The organism is Synechococcus sp. CS-1329 (assembly GCF_025128055.1).
GTDB lineage: Bacteria > Cyanobacteriota > Cyanobacteriia > PCC-6307 > Cyanobiaceae > Regnicoccus_A.
Genome location: NZ_JAHLYS010000045.1, coordinates 127,611 through 153,214, shown reverse-complemented (window position 1 = coordinate 153,214; position 25,604 = coordinate 127,611). Strand labels below are relative to the sequence as shown.

General features: G+C 67.3%; 39 protein-coding genes, 1 tRNA gene and 1 pseudogene. 18 read left to right on the top strand and 23 right to left on the bottom strand.

The features are described 5' to 3' along the window. The 3 genes from KQ304_RS12580 to KQ304_RS12570 all read right to left on the bottom strand — a co-directional run. Positions 1-345 (bottom strand): iron uptake porin (locus tag KQ304_RS12580; RefSeq protein ID WP_259737394.1); only part of this gene is annotated, 345 nt, incomplete at its 3' end. Between the two features lie 96 nt (positions 346-441). After that, a complete protein-coding gene (locus tag KQ304_RS12575; protein ID WP_259737393.1) occupies positions 442-795 on the bottom strand; it encodes a hypothetical protein in 354 nt (117 codons plus the stop codon). Between the two features lie 366 nt (positions 796-1,161). Then, positions 1,162-2,205: a metal ABC transporter substrate-binding protein gene (locus tag KQ304_RS12570; protein ID WP_259737392.1), complete on the bottom strand. Its 1,044-nt coding sequence runs from the start codon at positions 2,203-2,205 to the stop codon at positions 1,162-1,164. A 149-nt stretch (positions 2,206-2,354) separates the two neighbouring features. On the opposite strand from KQ304_RS12570, the gene KQ304_RS12565 reads away from it, so the two are divergent. Beyond that, the gene (locus tag KQ304_RS12565) at positions 2,355-3,071 is read left to right on the top strand and encodes a metal ABC transporter ATP-binding protein (RefSeq protein ID WP_399229361.1); all 717 of its coding nucleotides are present in this window, start codon (positions 2,355-2,357) and stop codon (positions 3,069-3,071) included. Positions 3,072-3,082: 11 nt separating this feature from the next. On the opposite strand, the gene KQ304_RS12560 is transcribed toward KQ304_RS12565, so the two are convergent. Further along, positions 3,083-3,496 carry a transcriptional repressor gene (locus tag KQ304_RS12560; protein WP_259737391.1) on the bottom strand — a complete coding sequence of 138 codons (414 nt, stop codon included), beginning with the start codon at positions 3,494-3,496 and terminating at the stop codon, positions 3,083-3,085. Positions 3,497-3,567: 71 nt separating this feature from the next. Between KQ304_RS12560 and KQ304_RS12555 the strand changes: the two genes are divergently transcribed. Further along, positions 3,568-4,371 (top strand): metal ABC transporter permease, encoded by an 804-nt coding sequence (locus tag KQ304_RS12555; protein WP_259737390.1) that lies wholly within the window; start codon positions 3,568-3,570, stop codon positions 4,369-4,371. Here the strand turns inward: KQ304_RS12555 and KQ304_RS12550 are convergent. From KQ304_RS12550 to KQ304_RS12535, 4 genes are read right to left on the bottom strand one after another with little or no spacing between them, the layout of a single operon-like run. Then, on the bottom strand, positions 4,360-5,742 hold the full coding sequence (locus KQ304_RS12550) for a hypothetical protein (protein WP_259737389.1): 1,383 nt from the start codon (positions 5,740-5,742) through the stop codon (positions 4,360-4,362). The two genes, KQ304_RS12555 and KQ304_RS12550, sit on opposite strands and share 12 nt — an antisense overlap. Continuing rightward, positions 5,739-6,434 (bottom strand): TIGR03943 family putative permease subunit, encoded by a 696-nt coding sequence (locus tag KQ304_RS12545; RefSeq protein ID WP_259737388.1) that lies wholly within the window; start codon positions 6,432-6,434, stop codon positions 5,739-5,741. The genes KQ304_RS12550 and KQ304_RS12545 overlap by 4 nt, the downstream gene beginning before the upstream one ends. Further along, positions 6,410-7,375: a permease gene (locus KQ304_RS12540; RefSeq protein ID WP_259737387.1), complete on the bottom strand. Its 966-nt coding sequence runs from the start codon at positions 7,373-7,375 to the stop codon at positions 6,410-6,412. The genes KQ304_RS12545 and KQ304_RS12540 overlap by 25 nt, the downstream gene beginning before the upstream one ends. 5 nt (positions 7,376-7,380) lie before the next feature. Further along, positions 7,381-7,848 (bottom strand): 6-carboxytetrahydropterin synthase, encoded by a 468-nt coding sequence (locus KQ304_RS12535; protein ID WP_259737386.1) that lies wholly within the window; start codon positions 7,846-7,848, stop codon positions 7,381-7,383. Between the two features lie 42 nt (positions 7,849-7,890). Here KQ304_RS12535 and hisIE point away from each other — a divergent pair, with 42 nt between their 5' ends. Further along, on the top strand, positions 7,891-8,589 hold the full coding sequence (gene hisIE, locus KQ304_RS12530; protein WP_259737385.1) for a bifunctional phosphoribosyl-AMP cyclohydrolase/phosphoribosyl-ATP diphosphatase HisIE: 699 nt from the start codon (positions 7,891-7,893) through the stop codon (positions 8,587-8,589). A gap of 38 nt (positions 8,590-8,627) precedes the next feature. Beyond that, the gene (locus tag KQ304_RS12525; protein WP_311133914.1) at positions 8,628-8,984 is read left to right on the top strand and encodes a hypothetical protein; all 357 of its coding nucleotides are present in this window, start codon (positions 8,628-8,630) and stop codon (positions 8,982-8,984) included. Here the strand turns inward: KQ304_RS12525 and KQ304_RS12520 are convergent. Beyond that, positions 8,981-9,730 carry a matrixin family metalloprotease gene (locus KQ304_RS12520; protein WP_259737384.1) on the bottom strand — a complete coding sequence of 250 codons (750 nt, stop codon included), beginning with the start codon at positions 9,728-9,730 and terminating at the stop codon, positions 8,981-8,983. The two genes, KQ304_RS12525 and KQ304_RS12520, sit on opposite strands and share 4 nt — an antisense overlap. Before the next feature lie 9 nt (positions 9,731-9,739). Continuing rightward, the gene (locus tag KQ304_RS12515) at positions 9,740-10,246 is read right to left on the bottom strand and encodes a DUF2214 family protein (protein ID WP_259737383.1); all 507 of its coding nucleotides are present in this window, start codon (positions 10,244-10,246) and stop codon (positions 9,740-9,742) included. Positions 10,247-10,457: 211 nt separating this feature from the next. Here KQ304_RS12515 and KQ304_RS12510 point away from each other — a divergent pair, with 211 nt between their 5' ends. The 5 genes from KQ304_RS12510 to KQ304_RS12490 all read left to right on the top strand — a co-directional run bounded on the left by KQ304_RS12510 (position 10,458) and on the right by KQ304_RS12490 (position 13,109). Then, a complete protein-coding gene (locus tag KQ304_RS12510; protein WP_259737382.1) occupies positions 10,458-11,381 on the top strand; it encodes a sigma-70 family RNA polymerase sigma factor in 924 nt (307 codons plus the stop codon). Positions 11,382-11,476: 95 nt separating this feature from the next. Beyond that, a complete protein-coding gene (locus KQ304_RS12505) occupies positions 11,477-11,899 on the top strand; it encodes a YkvA family protein (protein ID WP_259737381.1) in 423 nt (140 codons plus the stop codon). Further along, a complete protein-coding gene (locus tag KQ304_RS12500) occupies positions 11,899-12,288 on the top strand; it encodes a hypothetical protein (RefSeq protein WP_259737380.1) in 390 nt (129 codons plus the stop codon). The genes KQ304_RS12505 and KQ304_RS12500 overlap by 1 nt, the downstream gene beginning before the upstream one ends. Positions 12,289-12,327: 39 nt before the next feature. Beyond that, positions 12,328-12,618, top strand: a complete 291-nt coding sequence (locus KQ304_RS12495; RefSeq protein ID WP_259737379.1) for a hypothetical protein — start codon at positions 12,328-12,330, stop codon at positions 12,616-12,618. Continuing rightward, complete coding sequence (locus KQ304_RS12490) at positions 12,618-13,109, top strand: phosphate-starvation-inducible PsiE family protein (RefSeq protein WP_259737378.1); 492 nt, start codon at positions 12,618-12,620, stop codon at positions 13,107-13,109. The genes KQ304_RS12495 and KQ304_RS12490 overlap by 1 nt, the downstream gene beginning before the upstream one ends. On the opposite strand, the gene KQ304_RS12485 is transcribed toward KQ304_RS12490, so the two are convergent. Next, the gene (locus KQ304_RS12485; protein ID WP_259737377.1) at positions 13,000-13,590 is read right to left on the bottom strand and encodes a Nif11 domain/cupin domain-containing protein; all 591 of its coding nucleotides are present in this window, start codon (positions 13,588-13,590) and stop codon (positions 13,000-13,002) included. The genes KQ304_RS12490 and KQ304_RS12485 overlap by 110 nt on opposite strands. Before the next feature lie 9 nt (positions 13,591-13,599). Further along, a complete protein-coding gene (locus KQ304_RS12480; protein ID WP_259737376.1) occupies positions 13,600-14,079 on the bottom strand; it encodes a GNAT family N-acetyltransferase in 480 nt (159 codons plus the stop codon). 166 nt (positions 14,080-14,245) lie between these two features. On the opposite strand from KQ304_RS12480, the gene KQ304_RS12475 reads away from it, so the two are divergent. Together KQ304_RS12475 and KQ304_RS12470 are read left to right on the top strand one after the other, a co-directional pair. Next, a complete protein-coding gene (locus KQ304_RS12475; protein WP_259737375.1) occupies positions 14,246-14,479 on the top strand; it encodes a DUF3136 domain-containing protein in 234 nt (77 codons plus the stop codon). 24 nt (positions 14,480-14,503) lie between these two features. Then, positions 14,504-14,884, top strand: a complete 381-nt coding sequence (locus KQ304_RS12470) for a c-type cytochrome (RefSeq protein ID WP_259737374.1) — start codon at positions 14,504-14,506, stop codon at positions 14,882-14,884. Here the strand turns inward: KQ304_RS12470 and KQ304_RS12465 are convergent. Then, the gene (locus KQ304_RS12465) at positions 14,872-15,141 is read right to left on the bottom strand and encodes a YciI family protein (protein WP_259737373.1); all 270 of its coding nucleotides are present in this window, start codon (positions 15,139-15,141) and stop codon (positions 14,872-14,874) included. The genes KQ304_RS12470 and KQ304_RS12465 overlap by 13 nt on opposite strands. Before the next feature lie 60 nt (positions 15,142-15,201). Then, the gene (locus KQ304_RS12460) at positions 15,202-15,588 is read right to left on the bottom strand and encodes a molecular chaperone DnaJ (protein WP_259737372.1); all 387 of its coding nucleotides are present in this window, start codon (positions 15,586-15,588) and stop codon (positions 15,202-15,204) included. A gap of 247 nt (positions 15,589-15,835) precedes the next feature. Here KQ304_RS12460 and KQ304_RS12455 point away from each other — a divergent pair, with 247 nt between their 5' ends. Further along, on the top strand, positions 15,836-16,000 hold the full coding sequence (locus KQ304_RS12455; RefSeq protein ID WP_311133913.1) for a hypothetical protein: 165 nt from the start codon (positions 15,836-15,838) through the stop codon (positions 15,998-16,000). A gap of 239 nt (positions 16,001-16,239) precedes the next feature. Next, positions 16,240-16,530: a ferrous iron transport protein A gene (locus tag KQ304_RS12450; RefSeq protein WP_259737370.1), complete on the top strand. Its 291-nt coding sequence runs from the start codon at positions 16,240-16,242 to the stop codon at positions 16,528-16,530. On the opposite strand, the gene feoB is transcribed toward KQ304_RS12450, so the two are convergent. Genes feoB through KQ304_RS12425 form a run of 5 tightly spaced genes read right to left on the bottom strand, consistent with a single transcriptional unit; the run spans position 16,466 to position 20,375 of the window. Beyond that, a complete protein-coding gene (feoB, locus tag KQ304_RS12445; protein WP_259737369.1) occupies positions 16,466-18,274 on the bottom strand; it encodes a ferrous iron transport protein B in 1,809 nt (602 codons plus the stop codon). The genes KQ304_RS12450 and feoB overlap by 65 nt on opposite strands. Continuing rightward, complete coding sequence (locus KQ304_RS12440; RefSeq protein ID WP_259737368.1) at positions 18,271-18,924, bottom strand: class I SAM-dependent methyltransferase; 654 nt, start codon at positions 18,922-18,924, stop codon at positions 18,271-18,273. Before KQ304_RS12440 ends, feoB begins: the two co-directional genes overlap by 4 nt. Positions 18,925-18,932: 8 nt before the next feature. After that, positions 18,933-19,763 (bottom strand): tryptophan synthase subunit alpha, encoded by an 831-nt coding sequence (trpA, locus tag KQ304_RS12435; RefSeq protein ID WP_259737367.1) that lies wholly within the window; start codon positions 19,761-19,763, stop codon positions 18,933-18,935. A 43-nt stretch (positions 19,764-19,806) separates the two neighbouring features. Continuing rightward, complete coding sequence (locus tag KQ304_RS12430) at positions 19,807-20,142, bottom strand: DUF3007 family protein (RefSeq protein ID WP_259737366.1); 336 nt, start codon at positions 20,140-20,142, stop codon at positions 19,807-19,809. Continuing rightward, complete coding sequence (locus tag KQ304_RS12425) at positions 20,139-20,375, bottom strand: NAD(P)H-quinone oxidoreductase subunit L (RefSeq protein WP_259737410.1); 237 nt, start codon at positions 20,373-20,375, stop codon at positions 20,139-20,141. Before KQ304_RS12425 ends, KQ304_RS12430 begins: the two co-directional genes overlap by 4 nt. Before the next feature lie 75 nt (positions 20,376-20,450). Between KQ304_RS12425 and KQ304_RS12420 the strand changes: the two genes are divergently transcribed. From KQ304_RS12420 to KQ304_RS13735, 4 genes and pseudogenes are all read left to right on the top strand, one after another. Then, positions 20,451-20,534 (top strand) — tRNA-Leu (locus KQ304_RS12420). A gap of 35 nt (positions 20,535-20,569) precedes the next feature. Continuing rightward, entirely contained in the window at positions 20,570-21,730 is a 1,161-nt protein-coding gene (locus tag KQ304_RS12415; protein WP_259737365.1) for a transporter substrate-binding domain-containing protein, read from the top strand. Positions 21,731-21,872: 142 nt separating this feature from the next. Further along, on the top strand, positions 21,873-22,001 hold the full coding sequence (locus KQ304_RS12410) for a hypothetical protein (RefSeq protein WP_259737364.1): 129 nt from the start codon (positions 21,873-21,875) through the stop codon (positions 21,999-22,001). Positions 22,002-22,319: 318 nt separating this feature from the next. Further along, positions 22,320-22,577, top strand: a pseudogene (locus KQ304_RS13735) (DUF1214 domain-containing protein); the annotation flags it as partial. A 207-nt stretch (positions 22,578-22,784) separates the two neighbouring features. On the opposite strand, the gene KQ304_RS12400 reads toward KQ304_RS13735, so the two are convergent. Further along, positions 22,785-23,357 carry a hypothetical protein gene (locus KQ304_RS12400; protein ID WP_259737362.1) on the bottom strand — a complete coding sequence of 191 codons (573 nt, stop codon included), beginning with the start codon at positions 23,355-23,357 and terminating at the stop codon, positions 22,785-22,787. 161 nt (positions 23,358-23,518) lie between these two features. Beyond that, on the bottom strand, positions 23,519-23,758 hold the full coding sequence (locus tag KQ304_RS12395; protein ID WP_259737361.1) for a DUF3136 domain-containing protein: 240 nt from the start codon (positions 23,756-23,758) through the stop codon (positions 23,519-23,521). Positions 23,759-24,107: 349 nt separating this feature from the next. Between KQ304_RS12395 and KQ304_RS12390 the strand changes: the two genes are divergently transcribed. Continuing rightward, entirely contained in the window at positions 24,108-24,518 is a 411-nt protein-coding gene (locus KQ304_RS12390; protein WP_259737360.1) for a 4a-hydroxytetrahydrobiopterin dehydratase, read from the top strand. Here the strand turns inward: KQ304_RS12390 and KQ304_RS12385 are convergent. Further along, positions 24,458-25,351, bottom strand: a complete 894-nt coding sequence (locus KQ304_RS12385) for a transglutaminase family protein (RefSeq protein WP_259737359.1) — start codon at positions 25,349-25,351, stop codon at positions 24,458-24,460. The genes KQ304_RS12390 and KQ304_RS12385 overlap by 61 nt on opposite strands. Positions 25,352-25,390: 39 nt before the next feature. Further along, entirely contained in the window at positions 25,391-25,558 is a 168-nt protein-coding gene (locus tag KQ304_RS12380) for a hypothetical protein (RefSeq protein WP_259737358.1), read from the bottom strand. Positions 25,559-25,604: the final 46 nt, after the last annotated feature.

The window sequence follows — 25,604 nt, the reverse complement described above, 5'->3', positions numbered from 1 at the left end:
CTCGTCGGTCACTTCGGTGATCCGATCGAGGCAGGCGTTGAGCAGAGCAGCGGCTTCCCAGCGGCTCAGGGGCTGCCTGCCTCTGAAGGTGCCATCGGGGTAACCAGCGACGCAGCCGTAGCGCTCGATCAGGTTCGAGAGCGCCTGGTAGGCCCACTCGGTGGGCTGCACATCTGAGAACTGGGTGATGCTGGTGACCTGGTCCCAGCTGGTGTTGACGGAGTTCTGGGCGTACCGGTTGATGCCGTCGAGGTTGAGCTCAGCCGCCATGGCCTCGGGGGGGGCAACAGGAAACAGCAGGGCCAGGGAGGCGGGAGCGACCAGGCGTAGCAGCGGGTGGGTCATCGGTGGCGAAGGGTTCAACAGTGGCCTGGAGGATGCAGCCCGACGCGTGGGGGCTTCGGGTCGGGCCCTCAGGATTCGACATGAGAATGATAATGGTTATCGATTGACTCTTCGCTGTTCTGCGCCGGTTGGTGCTGTGGCGTGGTCGCCCTGGTGATGGGCGGGCCAGTCTCCGCCCTTTGGCCTTAGCCCGATGATTGAAAGCTTGGCCCACTCATTCGGGAGCCGATTGGCCTGCGCAGTGAAGCCGCCACTGCCATGGGGCGTCAGCACGTAGGCCATTCCCTGTGGATCGGGGTAGATGCCGGTGGCGGCTTCAAAGAGTCTGTCCGTTTGAGCGTGACGAAAACAGATGACATGGCCCCCGCTGCGCAGCGCTGCCAGCCATGGCTGTGGGTTCATCTGATCCTTGAAATCAGCATTGGCCTGTTCACCCTTGCTCCTGGCCATAGTCTTTTCTCCTCCAACCCCGGCCTCCGCATCGACAGGCCACGCCAGTGAGGCCGGCTGGAGATTGCAGTGGGATCCCATCTCAGAGGCTGTCGCGTCAGCCCTGGTGCTGGCATGGACAGAGGGAAGACTCACGGTTCCGCCAGTGCTACCAAGCCCTAGGCCAAGGGCAATGGCAGCGGGTGTTTTGAGCATTGGAGCCACAGAATGTTCAACGCAACCATTCATTCTGAAATTGGCTCCATGGGGCCCGGCCTCGAGCATCAACATCGCTCTGTGAGATAAGGCACGTCGCTGGTTGATCACGACGACTTGATCAGCAAGTTGCCAATGGCCCAGGGCCTGTTGGTGAGCAGCAGTGAGCCATTAGCTGATCTGCGACCAGGCCTTCACCAGGGCCTCGCCCCCCTTGCGGTCGCAACGGCCGCCCCAGCCGTCGACGATCGTGCAGGTGTTGCGCACCAGGGTGGCCATGAGGCTGAGGGGACCGTCGGGCCCCATGGCCAGACCATCGGCGGCCAGGGGCACCGCAGCGATCGGTACGCCGCTGAGTTCGCTGATGCGCTGGAGGGTTCTGGCGGGGGGGCTCTGCTCGGCGAAGAGGCGGGGGGTGGCGCCGGCACGGAGGCTCTCGACCACCTGGCGGAAGGCGTCGGGACGCAGGGCCTCACTGGTGCTGCTGGCATCCACCAGGGGCAGTTCATCGAGGCCGTAGGCCAGAGCCAGGCTGGCGAAGGCGCGGTGGCTGCTGGCCAGGGGCGGCCAGGGCCTGGGGATGGAGTTGAACTGGACCCGATTCCAGGCGTCAAGGCGCTCCAGCAGCGCGCCCATGGCCCTGGAGCGCCGCTGGATTCCCTCCGCTGTGGGTGGATCCAGCTGACTGAGTTGGTCTGCGATCACTGCCGCCATGGCCGCTGCCTGGCGGGGGTTGTGCCAGAGGTGGGGGTCCTGGCCACCGTGATCGTGACCGTGATCGTGATCGTGGCTGCTGGCGCTCTGATCACTGGCGTGGTTGTGGTCGTCTTTCGGCGTGAGCGCGGGGGGCTGGGGCACCGCCTGCTCAGATACGGCCACCGCCCCCGGCAGACCCGCCAGCGCGGGCGTGAGGTCGTAGCCGCTGATCAGCAGCAGCCCGGCGCCGCTGATCTGGGCTTTCTGCTCGGGCTTGAGCCGGAAGTCGTGGGGATCATCGCTGGGCTGCAGCAGGCAGCTCACGCTCAGCTCGCCGGCGGCCAGCCGCTGGCTGAGATCACAGAGCACACCATCGGCCGCCACCACCTGGGGCGCCTCCGGGCTTCGGCTGCAGGCCAGCAGGAACAACCCCAGGCCGGCGCAGACCAGCAGCGGCGCCGCTGGGAGCGGCTGGCGCCGAAGAGCTGGCCTGGAGCTGGAGCCAGGGGCGGTGGCCATGGATCGCGGACTGCGGCGCACAGAGTGCAGGCAAGACTTAAGAATGATAACAGTTCTCATTGCAGGGTCCTGTCGGGCGCTGCTCCGGTCTTCTCTGTCGCGGCGCCGGCCGCTGCTGGCCGCCTCGGTCGTCGGTAGGTTGCGATCACATGTCCCCGCTGCCGGCGCCGATGGCCCTTGAGGCCCGTCATCTCAGCGTGCGCCGCGGCGAGGGGCTGGCCCTGGAGGACATCAGCTTCTGCCTGGAGCCCGGCACCCTCACCGCCCTGGTGGGACCCAATGGCGCCGGCAAGAGCACCCTGCTCCAGGCGATCGAAGGCCAGATCCCCCTGCTCTCCGGTGAACTCCTGCTCGATGGCGCCGCACTCACCCCCCGCCTGGCCCGACGCCAGCTGGCCCTGATGCCCCAGCGGGGGGAAATTGCCTGGAACTTTCCGATCAGCGTGCGCGAGCTGGTGGGTCTGGGCCGGCTGATGGCCGCTCGCCCCGGCTGCTGTGCCGTCGAGGCGGCTCTGCAGCGGGTGGGCATTGATGCCCTGGCCTCGCGCCGCCTTGATCAGCTCTCCGGCGGCCAGCAGCAACGGGCGCTGCTGGCGCGACTGCTGGTGCAGCCTGCCTCGGTGCTGCTGCTGGATGAACCCTGCGCGGCGATTGATCCGCCCTCCCGTACCCAGTTGCTGCAGGTGATGGGCCAGCTGCGCGACGCCGGCTTCACCCTGCTGGTGAGCAGCCACGACTGGGGCCATGACCTCGACGCCTACGACCGCGTGCTGGTGATCGACCGGCGGCTGCTGGCCGATGGCCCCCCGGCCTCCGTGCGTCACTCCTTCGGCGACCTGCGCCTGGGCAACCATTGCTGCGGCTGATGGCGATGTGTTCAGGCCTCCGCGCTGGCGGAGGCGCGGCAGCGCGGACAGCGGCCGAAGTATTCCAGGGTGTGGAACAACAACTCAAAGCCCTGGGCCGCCTCCGGCTGGGGCTGGATGCCATGCATCGGGCAGTGGTCCAGCGGCAGCGTCAGCCCGCAGGACACGCAGGTGAGGTGATGGGTGTCCCGCTCCCGGGGGGCATAGAGGGCCTCACCGCTGGGCAGGTGACGGCAGCGGGCCAGACCGAGGCGCTGGAGCTGGCGCAGGTGCCGGTAGACCGTGGCCAGTCCAATCGGCTGGCCGTTGAGGCGCAGCCGCTGGTGCAGTTCCTGACCGGAGAGTTCTTCGCTGCTCTCGCGCAACATCGCCAGCACGCTCACCTGTTTGGCGTTGAGCTGCTGGCTGGCCGCCTCGGAATCCATCGGTGTCTGTTCGGGCCCCTGGGCGGGATCCTATGCAGACCGCCCCGGTTCCCCCTCTCCGCAGCAGCCCGATGACCGCGACCTGGTGGATGCTGCCCCTGGCCCTGGCCCTGCTCAGCGGCCTGCTCTGTCCCCTGGCAGGCACCCTGTTGCTGGTGCAGGGGCGCCTGTTCCAGGCCAATCTGATCTCCCATGCCGTGTTGCCCGGACTGGCGGTGGCCCTGGCGCTGGGCCTCGACCCTGGCCTGGGCGGGGTGGTGAGCGGTGTGGCCGGCGCCCTGCTGGCGGAGCGCTTCAGCCGGCCCGCCAGCTCCGGCGGCCGTAGCGATGAGGCGGTGCTGAACACGGTGCTGGCCGGGTTTCTGGGCCTTGGGGTGCTGCTGATTCCGCTGTTGCGCATCCGGGTGAACCTCGAAGCGGTGCTCTTCGGTGATCTGCTCGCGGCTGGAGCGCCGGACCTGCTGCGCACTGGCCTGTCGCTGCTGGCGGTGCTGGGGCTGCTCTGCTTCCGCTATCGCCAGCTGGTGTTCCTGGGCGTGGACCCCCTCGGAGCGGCCAGTTCCGGGCTGGCGGTGGGGCGCCTGCGCCTGCTGCTCACCTTCGTGACCGCCCTCACGGTGGTGAGCGCCATGACAGCCGTGGGGGTGGTGCTGGTGATCGCCCTGATGGGCGCCCCGGCCCTGCTGGCCCTGGAGGGGGCGATCAGCCTGCGCCAGGCCCTGGTGCGGGCGGCCCTGATCGGGGCCCTGCTGGCCGGCTGCGGCTTTGTGCTGGCGATCCAGCCGGCCATCAACCTGCCGCCTGGACCCTTGATCGGGGTGCTGAGCCTGCTGCTGTTGCCCCTGGTGCTCAGCCGGCGAGGTTCAGCCCGGTGAGAGCCAGCTCACCTGCCGCACCGGCCCCTGGAGCAGGGTCAGCTCCAGGCTGGTGGCATCGATCAGTGCCGCCCTCGACTCCACGGGGGGCCGGCCCGGCAGCCCTGCGGCCGGCTGCAGCGGCCGCAGGGCCAGCAGCAAACGGTCGGTGGTGGGGTCGTAGCTCAGGCCGGTGCCCGGCTCCAGTTCCCAGCCCTCCAGCCGCTGCCGCCGTTCGCCCCCCCCGCGGCTGAGGGCCAGCACGGTCAGTTCGGGTCGCTCGATTCCATCCAGCAGCAGCGCCCAGACCCGCTCGCCTCCCCTGGAGCAGGCACTGGCGAGCAGGGCTTCCGAACCCAGCCAGAGGGTTCTGGGCGCCTGCGCCGGCTCCACCAGCTCCAGGGAGCGGCGGAAGTCGGGCCAGTGGCGGCTGAGCAGGGCCCGGCCCGCCACCGGGCAGAAACTGCTCAGATCGCGGCTGCCTGGCAGCAGCTGGCGGCGCTCCGGCAGTGGCGGCAAGCTCCTCAGCGCCAGACCATCGGCCTCGGGCACCACCAGGGCTCCTCCCTGGGGCACCAGGGCAATCGGTCCGCGCGGATCCAGCTCCAGACGGCGACGGCTGCCGTTGCGCTCCCACAGCACCACCTCCTCCTGGGGGAGCTCGCGGCCCGGGGTCTGGGCGGCCGCCTGCACCAGCAGATCGCCACTGGTGTTGCTGCTCAGATTGGCGAAAACGAAGGTCTCGGAACTGAAGGGTTCGAGGGCCTCGACCTGGGCTGGAGCCAGTTCGCTGGAGCGTTGGGCCAGGTGCCGGCGCTTCAGGTCCAGCTTCCAGACCCGATGGCCCCCCTGCAGGTCGCGGCTGACCACGCCAAGACCCGAGCCATCACCGAGGGCCACGGTCTGGGGGATGGCGGACCATACGGGGGTGAGGGGCCGCCAGACCCCCCCGGCTGTGCGCAGTCGCACCTGTTCGCCTCCGGGCACGGGCACCACGGCCAGCAGGTCGGGGCGGGGATCCCAGAACCAGCGCTGGGGGGGCAGGGCCAGCCCCCGCTGGTCGCGCCCCTCCAGTCGCAACTGCAGGGGCTCTTCAATGCGGGAGCCGACGGCGGGCAACAGCAACAGCGGATTGCCCTCCCCCTGGATGCTGAAGGGCAGAGTCGGTTGCAACTGGCTGTCCGAGGCCACGCTGGACGGCTGCATCGGCCGGCTGAAGCGCAGGCTCAGGGCCGCTGGCCCGGAACTGGCGCTGGCCTGGCGCAGCTCCAGCAGGCGTGGGGGCCGGTGCCAGAGCACTTGCTGCTGCAGCAGGGCCACGGCCGCAGCGGCGATCAGCATCAACCTCAGGCGCTTCTGCCGGCGCCACCAACGCAGCGGAGACCTGCTCATGGCTCCAGCGGCTGGCGGGGCCTGGGGATCGGCTCCACAAGCCTGGCTTCCACCACGCTGCGCTGGCGCTCGCCCACCGTTTCGCTCACCATCACCCCCTCCAGGCGCAGCCACTGGTCGGCCCGTGGTTGGGGCTCGCCGGCGGGCCAGCGCACCGGCAGCCCCACCGGCACGGCATCCACCAGGCAGCAGCGCACCAGCAGGCGAGCCAGATGCGGCTCCTCGCCGGGCATGGGCAGAACGAAACCGCTGATGCGCACCGCATCTCCCGCGTAGAGCCGGGGATCCGGTTCGCTGCGTAGCAAGCGCACCCAGTCGGTGAGGCTGCGCTGGGCGGGGGGGAGCACGAAGCTCAGGCCCGGCTCCTCCAGCAGGTTGGCCTGGCGGTTGGCGGCCAGATCGGCGAAGGACGGCCTGGGGGGAAGGGCCAGCACCGCCAGGGCCGCGCCGATGCTCAGCAGCGACGTCCAGCGGCCGCTGCTGCGGCTGCCATCACGCCAGCGGCCGCTGATCTCCACCGCGGCCAGCAGCAGCAGCAGGATCCCGCTGCCCCATACCAGCGGATGGAACACGGCCCGCAGCAGCAGATCAAGGCGTCCGCTCAGGGCGCTCTGCAGCAGCGCGACGCCCCACAGCGCCAGGGCCAGGGCCTTGAGCCGGCCAGGGCTCAGAGCAAAAGCAGATTGACCCATTGTCCGATCAGTAACACCACCAGGGACGCCGCCCCCGCCGTGAGCAGGATGGCGCGTGGCCGCAACAGGATGCTGAACAGCCCCACCAGCTTGAGGTCCATCACCGGCCCCAGCAGCAGGAAGGCCAGCACCGCCCCGGGGGTGACCTGAGCGGCGAAACCCAGGGCCAGAAAGGCATCCACGCTGGAGCACACCGACACCACCAGGCTGAGCAGCATCAGGCTCAGGATCGAGAGGGTGGGGGTGCCGCCGACGGCGATCAGCCACTGGCGCGGCACCACGGTCTGGACCAGCGCGGCGATCGCGCAACCCATCACCAGCAGCAGGGCCAGCTCCAGAAACTCGCTGCCGCCGTGGGAGAGCACCTGGCCCAGGGGGGGACGACGGCTGGATCCCTCCAGGGTGGGAACGGCAGTGTCCGCCGACACTCCGATCAGGCCACTGCGACGCTCCAGCAGCGTCACCTCCGCCAGGGGTTGACTCAACCGCCGCTCCTCCAGCAGGGCCGGCTGCAGCAGTTCGTGCTCGGGCAGAAGCCGCAGCAGCGTGGCCAGGCAGACCGCGATCAGCACGGCCCCCAGGGGCCGTGCCGCCAGCAGCCAGGGTTGATTGGGAAAGGCGGCCCAGGTGCTGGCCAGCACGATCGGATTGAGCACCGGTGCTGCGAACAGAAAGCCCAGGGCAGTGGCGATCGGGGCTCCCTTCACCAGCAGATGCCGGGCCATGGGCACGTTGCCGCACTCACAGGCGGGCAGAGCAAAGCCCAGGGCCGCGCCGCTCAGGGGTCCCAGCAGCGGGTGGGCGGGCAGGTCCCGCACCCATTTCCCCCCGGGGCTGATCCAGCGGGCGAGGGTGGAGAGGGTCACCCCGATCAACAGGAAGGGCATGGCTTCCACCAGCAGGGCCTGAAACAGGGCCCAGGTGGTGGCCAGCCTCTCCACCGCGATCACAATCCCCCCTGGGCAAACCACTTGGGGCTGGCCTCATAGCAGGCGGCGTTGCGTTCGTTCTCGCGCGCCTCCACCTTCCAGCAGCAGCTGCGGCCGGCGTCGCGCTCGCGCAGCAGCTCGTTGGCCCAGCCCCAGACCAGCTCGGCGCTGCTCTCCATGCCCACGTTGGCCATCACGCGCAGATCCAGAGCCCCCAGATCATGCAAGTGGCGCCACTGCTCCAGCAGCGGGTCATCGGCGTTGACCAGGAAGGTGTGATCAAACTGCCCGGCCAGTTGGGCCTCCAGTGGCTTGAGGCCTGAGAAGTCCACCACGAAGCCGTTGGCATCCAGCTGGCTGGCCCGGAACCAGCAGGTGAAGCTGCGGCTGTAGCCGTGCACGAAGCGGCAGTGGCCCCGGTGCCGCCACTGGCGGTGGCAGCAGGGATAACCGCTGAACTGTTTCGAGCAGGTGAACGGGGCCATCGCCGGGATGGGAGAGGATCGCATCAGCCGGACTCCCTTTCCTTGGAGGCATCATTTCAGCCCCCCAGCCCGACCGGGGCCGATCCCGCCGCCTGGCTGGATCAGCTGCGCTTCGATGGGGCCGGTCTGATCCCCGCCATCGCCCAGGACTGGCTCGATGGGGCGGTGCTGATGCTGGCCTGGATGAACCGGGAGTCGATCCAGCAGACCCTGGCCACGGGCGAGGTGCACTACTGGAGCCGCTCCAGGGCCGAGCTCTGGCACAAGGGCGCCACCAGCGGCCATCTGCAGCGGCTCAGGGGGCTCCGCTACGACTGCGACAGCGACGTGCTGCTGCTGACGGTGGAGCAGGTGGGCGATGTGGCCTGCCACACGGGCCAGCGCAGCTGCTTCTTCACAGCCGCCGGCGGCGAGGCGATCAGCGCTTCGGCTGCCGGCGTCCCACCGGCTGATGCCTGCACCGAACTGGCTCGGCAGATCGAGGACCGTCGCGATCACCCTGTGGAGGGCAGCTACACCAACCGCCTGCTGGAGGGGGGTGACAACCGCATTCTCAAAAAGATCGGTGAGGAGAGTGCCGAGTTCGTGATGGCCTGCAAGGACGACGAGGCCGACGCCATCGCCGGCGAAGCCGCCGACCTGATCTTTCACCTCCAGGTGGCCCTGGCCCAGCACGGAGTCCAGTGGCGTCGGGTGCTGGAGGTGCTCGCCGCCCGCCGTGGCGCTCCGCGGCGCCGCTGAGGCCGCGCATAGGGTCGAAACACCTTGGCCCGCTCCCCTTGCCTTCTTCGCCCCAGGACAACACGGCCAACTGCGGAGGCCGACCGCCGCTGCTGGCCACGGGCGTCGCACCCCTGGGGATCATCTCGATCGGGATCGTCCCCATGGGCGTGGTGGCCATCGGCGTGGTGCCGATGGGGGTGATCAGCCTGGGGGCCGTCTCGATGGGTCTGGTGTCGGCGGCGGTGGTGAACATGGGGGTGCTCACCGCTGGGGTCACCACCATGGGCGTGTGGTGGGCCGGCCTCGAGGGCCATGGACTGGTGCAACTGAACGCACCCGCCACGCCGCCGGTGCCGCTGACGGTGGAGCCGGCCCGTTCTCCTGGTCACCAACACCAGCGCAGCACGCCCTAGGGCGGCGGCTGGCCGAAGCGGCTGGGTTGTTGGTACAGCCAGCGCACGGTGGCCCGGTCGCGGGCACTGAGGCTGAGCACCGGCTGGGCGCCGGGCACCGCCGCCATGGCATCGCCGGGGTCATCGCTGTGTCCCCAGAGGCCGATGGCATGGCCCAGCTCATGCAGCGCCGTGGCCTGCAGGGCCTCTTGACGCTGATCGGGGCTAAGCAGCACCGTCACCCGGGGCTCCGGACGCCAGCTCCCCTGGCGCTCCACCTCCCGCAGTTCCAGCAGGGCGCGGCCATGGCTGGCCCGTCGGCGGCCCTGGGCATCGAGGAGTGGCGGCCGTCGCCGTTGGATCAGGATCTGGGCCCGGGCGGGATCGCTCACCATCACCAGGCTGAGTTCTGAACTCCAGCTGCCCAGGGCGCCATCGACCGCCTGCTGCCAGCGCTGCTCAAAGCGAAGGCCGGGGCCGGGCTCCCCAAGGGGCTGCACCCAGACGCACCAGCGATCGAGCCTGGGCCAGCCCAGGGGTGTGGTCGCCAGCAGATGGCGGTAGTCAGGACCTGAGGCTGCTGCCGGGGCTGTCGGGGCTGCCAGGGCTGGACCTGGGGGCTGCGGCCTGAGGGGGCGGCTGGAGGTGGCGATGGGGCAGCTCAGCTCAGCAGCGGCAGCAGCCCCGTCAGCGGCCCCTTTCACCGGCGGAGCCGCCAGCAGCAGCGCGATCAGCGCCAGGCTCCGAATGGTGGAGGAACTGGGCACGCGCCCCCCTCAGCCCGGCAGCCCGACACCGCGGGCCATCAGGGTGGCCAGCAGGGGGATGGTGGCGAAGCCCACCAGCTCGATGTTGAGGATCCAGCCCAGGCGTGTGGCCAGGCTCTGGCTCACCTTGGGCAGCTCGCCCCGGCGCAGCGGCAGGGCCCAGAGGATGTAGGTGACCGTGGGATAGAGCGAGAGGGCACCCACCGTGAGGTACACGCCCACCTTCCACCAGAACAGCGGATTTTCGGTGTAGAAGCTGCTGCCCTGGCCGTAGTGCAGCACCCGCAGGATGCCGCTGAGCAACACCAGCAGAGCCGCGATCCCATAGACGATGTCGGTGATCACCATGGTGATGGCCACCGAGCGATCGGGATCGGGCCGGATCAGGCGGCGCTCCAGCACCAGGGCGCCGAAACAGACCATGAAACTGAGGTAGTGGACGTAGGCCACAGCGGCACTGGGCAGCACGCCGGTGGGCAGCACCAGGGCGGCAGGCAGATGAACCAGGGCTGTCATGGCCAGGGCCTTGCTCGATCAGAGAAACGACAGTAGCGAGCGAGGGGTGAAGCCGAGTCGCCGGTGGCGCGGATCGCAGCGGCGGCATGCCCTTGACGCCCAGTCCCCATCAGTGCTGAATACCGAAGCAAGTTGGAAGTTGGAAACCTTTCTGGTGATTCAGGGCGAAAAGAACTTTCGCTCTAGATTCAACAAAGCCTCGGGGTGGAACATGGCCAGTTCGTTGAGTGCCTTTCTCGGAGAGATCGGCCGTCATCAACTTCTTACCCCAAACCAAGAGCTCACCCTTGGGCGCAAAGTTCAGGCGATGATTGCGCTCAACGAACGCTGCGCCCAGGCGGGAGGCAGCGGCGCTGCCTGTGATTACAGCGAGGGGGAGCGCCGCACCATCCGCACGGGTGAGCGGGCCAAGGATCAGATGATCACAGCCAATCTGCGCCTGGTGGTGAATCTGGCCAAGCGCTATCAGGGCAAGGGTCTGGATCTGCTCGATCTGATCCAGGAGGGAAGCCTGGGTCTGGTGCGTGCCGTTGAGAAGTACGACCCCACCCGTGGTCATCGTTTCAGCACCTATGCCTACTGGTGGATCCGCCAGGGCCTGAACCGCGCCCTCTCCACCCAGAGCCGCACGATTCGCATCCCGGTGAACGTGAACGAAAAGCTCACGAAACTGCGCGCCGCCAAGGCACGGCTGCTGCAGGCCAACGGCCAGAGCGCTTCGCCGAGGGAGCTGGCTGTCAGCATGGATCTGCCGCTCAAGGAGGTGGAAGATCTGCTCTCCTGTGAACTGCGCAGCATCACGGTCAGCCTGCAGGGAGCGGTCAACTCGAAGTCGGATGCCTCGCAACTGGTGGATGTGCTGCCCAGCGATGAACTGCCGCCGATGGAGCGGGCCGAGCTGGCTGAGCGCAACGCTTCGGTCTGGACCTTGCTTGAGGCCTCGAGCCTCACCCCCCGTGAGCGCACGGTGGTGATGTTGCGCTTCGGGCTCGATGGCAGCCACGAATGGCGCACCCTGGCGGAGGTGGCCCGCCAGCTGGGTTGCAGTCGCGAATATTGCCGCCAGGTGGTGCAGCGGGCCCTGCGTAAGTTGCGCAAGGCCGGTGTTCAGAGCGGCCTTGTGGAGGTGATCTAGGAGCGGATCACCGCACGAAATTGGCCTGAAATCCTCCTTGTCTGCTCAGGGCCGGTTGATGATGATGTCATTGTCCGATGCTCCCCAAGCGAGCCATGGCCCCAACCGACGCCAGCCTTTCAGACTTCTCCGATGGATCGTCGTCTGGGGGGGGCTCAGACACTGGAGATCAGACCACCGTTGAGACCGAAGTGCTGGAGAGCACCGTCATCGACGAAGGGATCCTGCAGCGGCTGCTGCGCAAAGCCGGCCGTGCCATCGCCCTGCCAGCGCTGGAGTGTCTGGAACTGCTGCTGGATGGCAGCACCCCCAACCAGGTGCGGCTGACCATGCTTGCCGCCCTCACCTACCTGCTGCTGCCCTTTGATCTCATCCCCGATTTCATCCCTGCCGCTGGCTTCAGCGATGATCTGGTGGCGCTCACGGCACTGCTCGGTTTGACGGGGCGCCATCTGACTCCAGACATCCGCTCCAGGGCCCGGCGCAAGCTGGATCGCTGGTTCCCTCCCGGCCGTTGATGCCAGATCACAGCACTTCGTCAATCCACGCCTCGTCTGCCGGAATCTCTCCGGCAGATCCTGCTGCCAGCCGAGCCCCCCTGAACGGGGAGCAGCTGGAGGATCTGCAGACCTTCCTCAAAGACTGGTTGCGTCACCAGGGGCGTACCCAGGCCGACCTGCGCCGGGCCCTGCGGGCTGAGTCGATCCGCATGCCGGTCTTGCTGGACACCCTCCAACAACTGCACGCCCAGGGCGGCCTCAGTGCGCTGGCCGCCCGGCTCTGCGGCATCGAGGACCTCTGGCAACAGGACGCAGGGGAGATGGGCGATTCGAGCGGGACCCAGGAGATTTCCCAGAGTCAGCTGGATCTCCTCCTTGAGGAGATCCGACAAGACCGGCGCGTTTAGCCGCCGGAAGGCAGAGTGGCAGGAGCCACGCTGCCCTCCATGGCACCCCCGACCCCCAAGACCCTGGCGAGCCCAGGCCTGATTTCAGCTTCAGCCGCGCACCTGCTGCTGCTGGCTGTCGCCCTTCTGGCACTGGTGCCATCGGTGCTGCGGGCCCAGAGCCTGCGTTACAACCTCGGCCCGGGCAGTCGCGTGGGAGTTCCCACCCAGGTGGAGCCCACTGATTGCGTCACCGATCCCACCGATGGCTCGGTCACCTGCGGCACCAAGCTGGTGAACCCACCGGGCGACACCCCCGCCCGACCCAGCTTCGAGCCCTTCAGCAATTGATGAGCCGCTTCTCCGGCCTGTTTGATGACGAAGCGTTCCTCGCTCTCGTCGATCGCTTCGAGCGCCAGCTGGCCAAGGCGCTCTCCATCCTGCTCTGCGTGGTGCTGATCGCTGCCACCACCCAGCTGATCATTCAGGTGTGGCAGGAATTCTTCAACCCCAGCACCGGTTGGCTGGGCAACGATCTGATCAAAATCCTCGGTGATGTGCTCACCGTGTTGATTGCCCTGGAGGTGCTGCAGAACGTCACCGCCTACCTGCGCCACCACGTGGTGCAGATCGAGCTGGTGCTGCTCACCGCCCTCACCGCCGTGGCGCGGAAGGTGATCGTGCTCCAGCCGGGTGCGGAGGACAAACCCCTGCTGCTGGTGGGACTGGGGATCACGGTGGTGAGCCTGTCGGCGGGGTACTGGCTGGTGCGTTCCTCCACCCTGATGGAGAAGGTGTCCAGAAGAGGGCGAGCCAAAGTGTTCCGGGATCCGGATCAGTAGCCACCACCCGGTGGCGGCGTCGGGGGGCGATCAACAGGCTGTCGCCCATGGACAGCTCCCGAGCCTGAGCTTCGTCCTCGAAGCGCAGGCGGGCACTGCCGCGCAGCAGCAGCACCCATTCGCTCTGCGGCTGGTCGTACCACAGGCCGCTGGTTGTGCTGTGGGCGCAGGAGTGAATCCGCTCCAGGCGCAGGCCAGGGCTCTGCAGCAGCAGGTCCAGCCGCTCCTCCCCCGCCGGCGGGCAGGGGCTGTCCAGCAGGTTTCCGGGTCCCGCGCTCGGCCCCGGTTGTGCCGCTGCGATGGGTTCGCCCCAGCGCTTGCCGATGTCATAGCCCTGGGCCCGGGCCAGGGCCACCACCTGGTGGTGACTGGAGCAGGCGGCGAGGGCCGCACGCAGCTCCGACTGCGCCTCGCTCTGGGCCACGAAGGCGTTGAGCTGGCGCACTTTCTCGAGGAAGGCCTGCAGCTGCTCCTCGGCCATGGCGGGGTCTCAGCCGGAAGGAAGATCTTTGACCATACGGAAGCGGCGAAACGGCACCGAGCCGATGCTGAGCTCCTCGATCCAGTCGACGCTCCAGCCCTCCCGCTCGAAGAGGGGTCGCGAGAGAAAGCTGGCTTCGGTGCGCAGGCGGCGGCTGCCGTAGCCCCGCGCCAAGGCCTCGAGGGCCCGGAGTAAGGCCGTGCAGCGGCCCTGGCGGCTGGCCCTGCCGCGGCAGTAGAGCAGCGAGATGCGATCGGCCGGCTCCAGCACCGCAAAGGCCTCGATCACCTCACCGGCGCCGGAGCAGCTGGCCAGGCCAATCCCCTGCTGCAGGATCGTTTCGAGGGTGGAGCCCTGGAGCCCCACCTCAGCCCAGGCCTTCACCTGCTCGGGGCTGTACAGCTGAGGGGCCAGGCTGAGCACCGCATCGCGGTACACCTCGCGTACCGCTTCAAGATCCTGGAGGGCGAGGGGGCGCAGGCTTGGCATCGGCTGACACCTGGCTGACTGCAGGGAGGGTATCGGGCCGGCCCAGCGATTTGAAACAACATTGTTTCAGCCCCTGCCGATGGGCCAGTGGCGCAGGGCCTGCTGCATAGCGTGGAATCAGGTTCAGCGTTTGGCCGTGTCCGCACGGAGAGCGCCGGGGATCGCCATGACAGGCTCACGACCGCTCAGCATCGGGGAACTGGAGGCGGGCTTTTCGGCCTATTGCCAGGCCCTGCGCCGCTTGGTGGCCGAAGGCCGCAGCCTGGAGCGCATCGAGCGCACCCTCTGCTGGCATCACCTCAGCGCCCTGCACAGCTCGCTGCCCCAGCGCTACCGCTCACCGCAGGATCTCTACGCCCGTTACCTGCGCGCCCTGAAGGCTGAACAACCAGCAGACTGAAGCGCCTGGCGCCCCAGCACCCGGATGTCTTCACTTCAATCACTCCCCTGCAGCCCCCCGGCCTGGCGCCGCTGGCTGGGGTTCCTGGTCCTGATCGGCCTGGTGCTGCTGCTCTGGTGGCCCCGGCCGGCCTGGGGCGCGTCCGGCGAGAGCCTGTTCGCCAACCATTGCGCTGGCTGCCACATCAACGGCGGCAACATCCTGCGTCGCGGCAAGACCCTCAAGCTCAAGGCCCTGGAGCGCAACGGCATCAGCGGCCCCGAGGCCATCGCCGCCATTGCCTCAGCCGGTCTCGGCCAGATGTCGGGCTACGGGGAGGTGCTGGGGCCAGGGGGAGCGGAGGCCGTGGCCGACTGGGTGTGGCAGCAGGCTCAGCTCAACTGGATTGCAGCTCAGAAGGCCTGAATCCAGGGGTAGACCTCCACGCTGGTCCAGATCCCCTGGCGCCAGTACACATCCCCCTTCACCAGGGCCTCCACCTGCTCCTGGCTCTCGGCTTCATAGAGGCCGAACACCCTCGTGGTGCAGGCGGTGGGGCCGAGGGTGATCAGCAGCCCCTGCTCCTTCTGCTGCTGCAGCCCGGCCAGATGCTCCTCACGGAAGGGGCCCCGGCGCTCAAGGACGTCAGGGCTGTAGGTGCCCCAGAGAACGAATCTGGCCATGGTCAGTCGCTGATCGATCTGTCCAGCACTCTGACGGCAGGACCTGCACCGCTCAACCCCTCAGCTCTCGACGCCCCGGCCGAGGAGCAGGTCGCGGGCACCGTTGACCAGCTGCATGGTGTCGTGCTGGCCGCCACGGTCGGGATGGTGTTCGGCGGCGGCCAGTTTCCAGGCTCGGGTCACAGCGGTGGCGGTGATGCGGCCGCAACGGGGCAGGTGCAGCCGTTGTCGGGCCACGATGGCCTCCAGGTCGGGGTGCTTGCCGAGGGGACCCCAATCGGCCTTGCTCAGGGCTGGATTGCGTTTCTTGCCGCCCCTGGCCTGGCCTTTGGCGCGGCCGCCGCTGGAGCGAGGGGCTGGGCCGGATCCGAATCCCTTGCGCGGCTCCTGCTCAACGGGTCGGGCACGGGCCAGTGGAGAGACAGGTTTGCGCAGGGTCTGGGGCATGGCTGTGGCTAATCGTGAAACCAGCCTGATGCATCACCGGACAGCCTGGCGTGTTCATCTGCCAACAGTGATTACTGAAAAGCAACTGGCTGTCAAGCTGCTGAAATACTCCTTTACGTTGGCAGGGCTTCCGGGTCTGCCCCGGGCCGCCGTCACACTCCGGTTCAAGCCTCTGCGGCTTCAAGGCACTGGAGGCCCAGCCAATCCAGAACACTCGTTGTTTCCCATGACTCTTCACCAAGGCCAGATGGTCCGGCTCAGCGGCAGCCCTGAGCACACCTATCAAGTGATCAGCATCGACGCCGACGCCAGCACCTGCTGGGTGCGCCGCTGGCCCCTCTCCCGCCATGGCTCGCCACCCTTTGCCCTGGCGCTGGATCAACTCCAGCAGCTTGAGCCCGCCAGCGTCTGATCAATCCGCCGCCGCTGAGCAGGACCTGCGCTGCACCGGCACCTGACTGTCAACTCCAGGGAGACCCCGTTGTGATTCCCATCCGTTTCCTGATCTGCTCCCGCCTGCTGGGCGGCAGCACCCGCCTGCTGCTGCTGGGGGTGCTCACGGCCAGCCTCGGCGAGCTGCTGCTCCACAGCCTTCTCTGATCACCGCACTGCTTAAGTGCACCCGGCCCTGAACCAGCTCTGAACCAGGACATGAACCTGGCCGACGCGCCCCTCGCTCAGCCCCTGGAGCTGCTCACTCTTCCCAGCCGTCCCGGCCTGGAGGCCCGACTGCGGGCCATGGGGGTGAAGCCGGGCTGCCAGCTGCTGGTGATGCGCCGGGGCAGCCCCGGGGGGATCCTGCATCTGCGCATGGGTCTGCTCGATTTCATGCTGCGCCGCTCGGATGGCGCCGAGATGGAGGCGCTGCCCCTCAGCCTCAGCCCAGACCGAGACGAAGCCCTCCCTGGTACAGGAGGAAGGCCATCACCCAGGCCAGGCTGAAGGACCACAGCAGCGACAACGCCACGAAGCGGCCGCTGCGGCTTTCCCTCAGCTGCACCGCCACCGTCGAGAGGCAGGGGGTGTACAGGAGGGTGAACATCATGAAACTGAGGGCCTGCAGCGGCCGGATCGCCCCCACCACCGCGCTGGCCAGGGCGCTCTCGCGGGTGACATAGATCACCGCCATGGCCCCCAGCAGGATTTCCTTGGCGATGAAGCCGAAGATCAGCGAGATCGTCAGCTCAGGGTTCATGCCGATCGGCCCCAGCAGCGGCTGCACCAGCCGGCCGATCTGGCCCGCCAGTGACTGGCCGGAGAGGTGATCCACCCCGGGGGGCAGGTTGTTGAGCAGCCAGATGGCGATCACCCCCAGGATGATGAAGCGCCGGGTGGTGAAGAAGAACGTCACCATCTCGCGCCAGGCGCGGCTGAACACCGTGGCCAGGCTGGGGGCCCGGTATGGGGGCAACTCCAGGACAAAGCCCCCCTGGCTGGGGAACACCCGCTTGAACAACAGGGCCGTGAGCACAGCGGCGCCGAAGCTGACCACATAAAAGCCGAAGATCACCGTCCCCGCTGCCCACCAGGGCCTGGGGAAGAAGGCGCCGGCCATGAACACGAACACCGTCAGCCTGGCCTGACAGAGCGAAAACGGAATCATCAGCATCGCCAGCCAGCGCTGGGGCCGGTCGCGAATCACCCGGGTGCCCATGATCGCCGGCACATTGCAACCGAAGCCCATGATCTGCAGCACGAAGCTGCGGCCATCGAGGCCCAGCCAGTGCATCACCCCATCCATCAGAAAGGCCGAGCGGGCCAGATAGCCCGAATCTTCGATCAGGGCGATCATCATGTAGAAAAGAAAAATGATCGGCATGAAGCTGATCACCGTTGTGGCGCCCATCCACAGGCCCTCGCTGAGCAGCCGGCTGAAGAAATCGGGCAGGCCCAGGTTTTGCAGGGCCGGTTGCAGCAGCTGGGCCTCGAGGCCGTCGAACAGGTTGCCCAGCCAGGCCTGGATCGGCCCGCCCACGGCATAGATCAGCTGGAACACCGCCAGCATCACCACAAAGAAACTGAGCAGCCCCAGCAGGGGGTGCAGCAACAGCCGATCGAGGCGGTCCCGTCCTGGATCCGAGAGGGGTTGGTCGTGGCCGGCGATGCAGCCCGCCACCAGCCAGGCCTGATGCTCCTCCAGCTCCTGCTCAGGCAGCAGCCTGGTGGGGGCCGGCACCAGCTGGGCAAAGCCGTGGATGCGCTCCAGCAGTGTGTCGAGTCCCTGGCTCTGGCGGGCACTGATCACCAGCACCGGCAAGCCCAGGTCGGCGGCCAGGCGCTGGTGGTCGATGCGCACGCCGAAGCGCCGGGCCTCATCGCCCATGTTCAACGCCAGGATCAGGGGCAGTCCGGTGGCCTGCAACTCCAGGGCCAGCCGCAGCTGGGTGTCGGCCTGGCTGGCATTGAGCACCACCACCGCCAGATCCGGGCGGGTGGCGCTGAGGAAGCGGCGCACCACCGCTTCATCCTCACTGCTGCCGCGCAGGTCGTGGATGCCGGGCAGGTCGATCAGGTCGAAGGGGCGGCCGCTGCTGTCGGTGGGCAGGGATCCGCGCAGCAGATCCACCGTGAGCCCAGGCCAGTTGGCCACTCGGGCGTGGCCGCCGGTGAGCTTGTTGTACAGCGTCGACTTGCCGGTGTTGGGCATCCCCAGCAGGGCCACCTGCACCGCCGTGGCGCTGCTCATGGTCGGGGATCAGGCTCCGCTGCGGCCTTGCGGCGGAACACCAGGAGCCGGTTGTTGGCGGGCATGGGCCGATCATCAATGGCCTGCAATCCGCAGCCGGCGGCCAGCTCGCTGAGCTCCCGGACATCGCGCACACCCATGGCGGGATCAAGGCTGCGCAGGTGTTGGTCGAAGGCGGCGTTGCTGGCACTGGTGTGACGGCCGCCCTCATGGAAGGGGCCGTAGAGCAGCAGCAGCCCCGAAGGCTTCAGCACCCTGGCGCTGCCCTCGAGCAAGGAGGGCACGGCACTCCAGGGCATGATGTGCGCCGTGTTGGCGCTGAAGACCGCATCGAAGGGGCCTGCGGGCCAGTGGGGCTGGAGCACATCCAGCTCAGCGGGGGCCAGCAGCCACCCCAGCTGGCCGCTGGCCTGACCCTCGAGCTGGCAGCGGCGGCGCAGATCAGCCAGGTTGATGGCCCGGTCGCTGGGCTGCCACACCACCTTGAGGTGGCGGCAGAGGTGCACGGCGTGCTGGCCGGTGCCGGAGCCCACCTCCAGCACCCGCTGTCCCTCCTCCAACCACTGGCGCAGCGCCTCCAGGATCGGTTCCTTGTTGCGTTCGCAGGTCTCGGAGAAGGGCAGAGCCATGGGCGAGTCGTCTGGTGCCATGGGCTGTTTCAGGCGTCGAGGGCCCGGCGTAGGCCGGCGATGAATGCAGCGGCGGCGGCGGCGGGATCGGAGCCCTGCTGGTGGGCTGCTGCCATCACCTTCACCAGGGCACTGCCGACGATCGCTCCATCGGCGCCCCAGTCACGCACCTGCCGGGCCTGCTCGGGACCCGAGATGCCGAAGCCCACCGCCACCGGCCTGGGGCCGAGGCCCTTGAGCTGCTGCACCAGATCACCCACCCGGCTCTCCAGGCTGGTGCGCACACCGGTGACTCCCGTGACACTCACCAGATAGGTGAAGCCACGGCTGGCCTCAGCAATCCGCGCCATCCGCTCGGCGGGGGTGGTGGGTGCCACCAGCAGCACCAGGTCAAGGCCGTGGCTGGTGGCAATCGGCGAGAGGCGCTCCGCTTCCTCCAGCGGCAGGTCGGGCACCACCAGCCCGGCGGCACCGGCGGCGGCGGCGTCGCGGCAGAAGGCCTCGAGACCGCGGTTGAGCAGCGGGTTGGTGTAGGTGAAGAGCACCACGGGCAGGCTCAGCTCACCCTTCAAGCTGGCGAGCATCTCCAGCACGGCGCCGGGAGTGGTGCCGGCGCCGAGGGCCCGGCTGGCGGCGGCCTGGATCACCGGCCCGTCGGCCAGCGGATCGCTGTAGGGGATCCCCAGCTCGATCAGGTCACTGCCTTCGGCCTCCAGGGCCAGCAGGGTGGCGCGGGTGGTGGCCAGATCGGGATCGCCCGCCATCAGGAAGGGCATCAGGGCGCAGCGCCCCTGCTGCTGGAGCCCAGCGAAGCGCCGCTGGATCGGAGTGCTGGCGAGGGTGGCGGGAGCGGCGCTCATCGGAGCCGTGTGGCGGAGGCGGGCAAGCCCTGAGCCTATGGGGTCAGGCTGCGGCGTCGTCCTGCCATTGGCCGATCTCCCGCAGCAGCTTCTCCTGCTCGGCGGGGGAGAGGGCGTCGAATTCCTTCTGCAGCTCCTCGGTGGTGAGGGCATCGAAGGCAGCGCGGTAGCGACGGCGCTGCTCCATGAAGCTCATCTTGCCGGTAACCACCCGCAGCAGGTAGGAGCCCGTCCAGCCGATCACCCCGAGAATCAGCACAGCTTCGGCGGCGATGCCGGCCGAAAAACCCTCGAAGCCGGCGGCCTTGAAGCCCACGTAGCCCAGGCCACCTGCCAGGAAGACCCCCAGCCCGATCAGCAGCGCCTGACCCCGCTTCATTCCCCCTGACCCGCCATGCGCAGATTCAGGAAGGGAGCGAACAGGATCAGCCCGGGGAAGAACAGGAACACCAGCCCGTAGACCGACGTGCGCTCGATTTTGCCCATCACGGTCCAGCGCTTGTGCATCCAGGCGTAGAGGGCCAGGGGCACCACCACCAGGTAGGCACCGCCCAGCACCAGATAGGCACCCAGCACCAGCAGAGTGTCAGTGGAGATCAACCCAAGGTCCATCGTCAAGGAGCTCAGCAACCCGGGGAACGGCACGACCGTGGAGGCAAGGTGACGCAAATCTAGGATCTCCTTGCCGGGGGCATGGCGAAATTGGTAGACGCAGCGGACTTAAAATCCGCAGACGGCGACGTTGTGGGGGTTCAAGTCCCCCTGCCCCCATCGCTCCAGATCGTCCGCCGCACAGCTTTTGTTGGATGCCCTTGCCGTTCTCCTGCAGCCGTCCGCTCCTCCGTCTTGTCTTTGGGCTGGTCGGCCTGAGCGTGACCTGGGGGGGGCTTCCCTTCGGGTTCAGCGCGGGGGGCTCCAGGGCAGCCGCGCGCACCCTGCGGGTGGGCGTCAGCGGCTCGGCCCCCTTCGTGATCTCCCAGGGGCCCTCCACCCAGGGCATCAGCGTGGACGTCTGGAGGGATTTCGCCTCAGCTGAAGGGCTGCCCTATGAGCTGCTGCCCCAGATCTCCACCGCAGCCAGCATCGAGAACGTGGCCACCGGAGACCTGGATGTGGCGATCGGCCCGATCAGCATCACGCCGGATCGGCTGATGATCGAGGGCGTCGAATTCACCCAGCCCTACTTCATCAGTCATGTGGGCCTGCTCGTGTCCGACAGCTCACCGGGCCTGTGGCGGCGCATTCGCCCGTTCTTCGGCTGGGCAGCCCTCTCCTCGGCCGGAGTGCTGCTGATCTGCCTGTTCACGGTGGGGAATCTGATCTGGCTGGCGGAGCACCGCACCAACCCCGACCATTTCCCCCGTCATTACCTGCGCGGGGTGGGGAACGGCATGTGGTTCGCCCTCGTCACCCTTACCACCGTGGGCTACGGCGACCGGGCCCCGGTGACCGGCGTCGGTCGCTGGATCAGTGGGGTCTGGATGGTGGTTTCGTTGATCGCGGTGTCTTCGATCACCGCCGGCCTGGCCTCGGCCTTCACGATCTCCCTGGCCCGGCTGGGGGGAACCCGGCTGTCGGAGCCCTCCGACCTGAGCGGAGCTCCGGTGGCGGTGGTGCGCGGCACCACCAGCGTGAAATGGGGAACCCAGTACGGCGCCCAGCTCACCCAGGCCGACTCCCTCGAGGAGGCGATCAGCCTGCTGCGCGCCAACCGGGTGGAGGGAGTGATCTTCGATCGGCCGGCCCTGAAATATCACCTGCTGCGGAATCAAGAGCAGCGACTGAAACTGGCGCCATTCAGCCTGGCCACGGAACCCTACGGAATCGTGATTCCCAGCGGCAGCTCCCTGGAGCGCCCCCTCGATGTGGCCCTGGTGCGGATGCAACGCCTGGGCCGCACCCGCGAAATCGTCGATCGCTGGATCGAGGGGCTGCCGGATCTGGGCCCACCTGCCGAGGGCGCTTGAAGGGCGGCTGCCAAGCGCTGATGACCACTCAGCCCGATCTCCATAGCCCGCTCGATATCGTGCGCAGCTGTCATGCTGGCTCAAAGTCTGAGAGTGCAGCCTTGAAAGCATGAAAGTGACTGTCGAATTGTCAGGAAAGGAGATGGCTGAAATTCTGGATCTCACGGGTGAGCGCAAGAAGGGCCCTGCCATCCGCCGCCTGATGGAGGAGGCCCTGCAGCAGCGCTTCCCCAGCGGCGAGTGCCAGCGGGATCAGGAGCTCGCCTCGTGACCCTGCTGCTCGACACCAGCCTCTGGATCGACATCACCGGGCCCGCAGCCCGGCCTCGCTGAAGCCGTTCTCGCGCCCTTCTTGCTGGACCCCGGATGTCAGGGGCCGAAACTGTTCAATAAAAGGGACCCACCTCAACCTGGATCGGGTGCACCGCGTGGTCAGCGGCAATCTCCTGGAGCGTCTTGCGACCACTGATCGCCTCCATGGCGACCCTGGCCTTGAACTCGGGGCGGTGCCCCGCCTCAAAGGTTACCGATGGGCCCTGTCTAGAAAACCCAGACCACCTCAGCGCTAGCTACCTAATCAAGAGTTAATATGACGACAAAATGGGACAGCCGAGGCTGCCTGTTTCAGGCTGATTGTACCTATCGATTAACTGTGGCCAAAGATGTGCCGGCTGGCCAGCTCTGGGCGTTGATTCTGTATAGCGAAAATACCCGTCGCCCCTATGACAATGGAGGCGCCGAATTGCGCGATGTCAGCATTGATAGCATGCTGTCCGGTCTGGACTTCAACAGCAATGGAAGCATCAATCTCTATGTCGGCACTAGCGGCCCAGCAGGCTGTGAGAGAAATTTCCTGAAAACTGGCCGGCGAGGACGGGTTGGTTTCGTCTGTTTCCGGCTGTATGCATGCACCTTTATGGCCATTCTTCGACAAGACTTTCAGCCTGCCTGTTCTCGACATGATCAGTTGAGAGCATTGGTAGGCCACCCCATGAGTCGGCGATGGCTGTCACTTTGCTGGCAACCCTCCGCTGTCCCTGAAATGGCCTGGGTTTCAGGGCGCTTGCTGGGGGGCGGGCTTGGGTGTGGCGCTTGGCTTGGCCGCTGGTTTCGTGGCAGGTTTGGCTGGGTCTGGGCTGGCTTTCGGCTTGTTGACGGCGCCTGGCTGGGCCGGCGCTTCTGTGGCGGCATTCGGGGCTGGCCGGGCGTTGGCGCAGAGACTGGCCACCATCTGGTCTTCGCCACCGGTGGCGGCCGATTCGCCCGCACTCAGCGGCAGGCGCCACGATTCCCACTGGGCATCGGCCACCTGGCGGCTGATGCGCAGGCTGGGGCAGAACACCGCCACATTGCCCGTGATCGGCGGCTCACCGCAACGGAACGTGGTGGTGCGCACCCCTTTGGCACTGAGACGCCATGTGGTCCAGTCGTATTGGCAGGCCCCGAAGCTGCGCCAGCGGGGTGCCTTCAAACGGCGGATCTGCTCCAGCAGTTCCTTCTCCCTGGCGGTGGGGGCTTCAGCCGCCTCCGGGCCGGCCTCCTTCGCCGGAGTACCCGTGGCTTCAACGGGTTGGGCGGCCTCGTCCTCGGCCAAGGCAGCGGCCTGGCCGAGGCCAGCGAGGGCCATCAATGCCAGCAGGACGACACCGATTCGGGGGGATACGCCCGAGGAGCGCAGTGACACCGCAATTCTGCTGAGGGCTCCAAGGTTCATCCGCTCAAGGCTGAGGTAGGGCTCCTCAGCCTGTAGCAGTGCGGGCACGCTGGCAAGCCGCTGCCGGCCGCCGCCTATTTCGCTTCCTTCTTCTGCAGATGCTCACGCCGCAACAGCGTGAACAGGTAGTCGGGAGCTTTGTACATGCTGGGTAGACAATTATGAAGTGTTTCCAGCCGACTCCAGCACACGGTGCGCTGGATCTCCTGGGAGGTTCTCTCCTCCTTGATCAACATTTTCATGGCTTTGCAGTAGAGGTGATAATTCGCCTCAAGCTCGCCGACCGTCAGGGAGGCTGCTTCAGTCATGGCCATTCAGAACCGGTTTTCAAGGGGATTGGATCGTTGGGATCCTGGTCTGGAGACTGGGTCGATCCGATCATCCGTGGGCCGAGATCGATCCGGCGTTCAGCAGCTCACGGATACACATCAGCCTAAACCTCCGCTGGTGCGGGTGCTTGCTCTGAGCAAACTTTTGCCGCGATCTGGGGGCAATTCAGTCAAGTCAGTCTCTGGAGAAAAGGGTTCGGCCACGCCAATGGCCAAGGGTTGAAAGATATCGTCACTGGAGTCAGTCAAAACGGGCTCCATTCCTGAGGAAAAATACCTAGCGAGGCACTGTTGAGCCTCTTTCGCCAGACTTGGTGTCCCGATCCGCACCGCCATGGACCTGAGCAACGAGCGCTGTGTACCCTGCCGCGATGGCGCCCCCACCCTCACCAGCGAGGAGCTGGATGCCCTGCTGCCCAGCCTGAGCGGCTGGCAGGTGGTCGACCACCACCATTTCCACAAGCAATGGTCATTTGCTGATTTTCAATCCGCCCTCGACTGGATCAACCGGGCCGGAGCGGTCTGTGAGGCGGCGGGCCACCATGCCGACTTTTCCCTGGGCTGGGGACGGGCCGAGGCCGTGATCTACACCCACAAGGTGGATGGTCTCACCCGGGCGGATGCAGTGCTGGCGGCCAAACTCGATGCCATCAGCGCAGCAGCGCCGGCCACCCCCTACGGCGGCTATGCCGCCGCTTCGCCGGCATCGGAGCCTGGGCCTGAAACCTTGAGCTCAATGACGTAGCTCAGCTGCGAACCCACATCCGTGCCGCGGTAGGTGCCGGTGGTGGGAGCCGCCATCAGGTGGTCAGGGGAGGCCGCCAGGGCCACATGGCCATCGGCCACCGCCAGCCCCAGGCTGGGGTCGTAGCCCCGCCAGCCACCGCCCGGCAGATACACCTCCGCCCAGGCGTGCAGTTCGTGCTCACTCACCTCCGGCGGGTGATGCATGGAGTAGCCGCTCACGAATCGCGCCGCCAGACCCTGGCTGCGGCAGGCCATCACATAGAGCATCGCCGTGTCGCGGCAGGCCCCGGTGCGGCCCGAGAGGGTCTCCTCCGGGCTGAAGGGTTCGCCATCGAGCCGGCCGATGTGGTGGAAGCCGTGGTGGATGTCATCGGCCAGCTGCATCAGGAAGTCTGGGGTGGAGTGCTCCACCCGGGCGGCGAGGCCAGCGGCCCAAAGGCCCACCGGACCGGAGCCTGGATCGCTGGTGCCCGCTCTGGAGCAGCTGGGTGCGAGGGATCGCGCCTCAGCGGCTGGGTAGGCCGCCGGCAGCCGCTGGGCCTGGGGGTGGGTGAGGATCCAGTCGAAGGGATTGGAGCGCAGGGTCTCCACCACCGAACTCACCTGCAGGTGCAGCTGTTCGCGCTTGTCGTCGAACCAGAGCACCCGCGCATCGTTGCCATCGGGCTCGAGAATCAAGCTGTGGCCTGCTGGAGGCTCACTCACCGTCAGTTCATGGGAGATCAGCCGCTGGGTCACGTCCTGGCGGGGACTGAGCCGCACCGTCATCGGCTCAAGAAAGACCGGCCGCTCGTAGCGGAAGCGGATGGAGTGGTGAATCTCGAACAGCATGCCGGTGATGACGCGGGCTGGGGAATTCCGCTGGGTGAATCAGCGGCGGCCGAGCAGGTCTTCCCAGCTGGGGGGAGTCGGATGCTGGGAGCCTGGGGATTGGCGGCCACTGCGCTGACTGCTGCTGCGAAGACTGGAGCGGAGGTTGGAGCGAAGGCTGGGGCGTTCGGTGGCCGCAAGGCCTGCCGAGGACAAGGAAATGGTCATGGAGAAATCAAGTGTGATCTGGATATGGTTTCTGCACCGGGTGCCA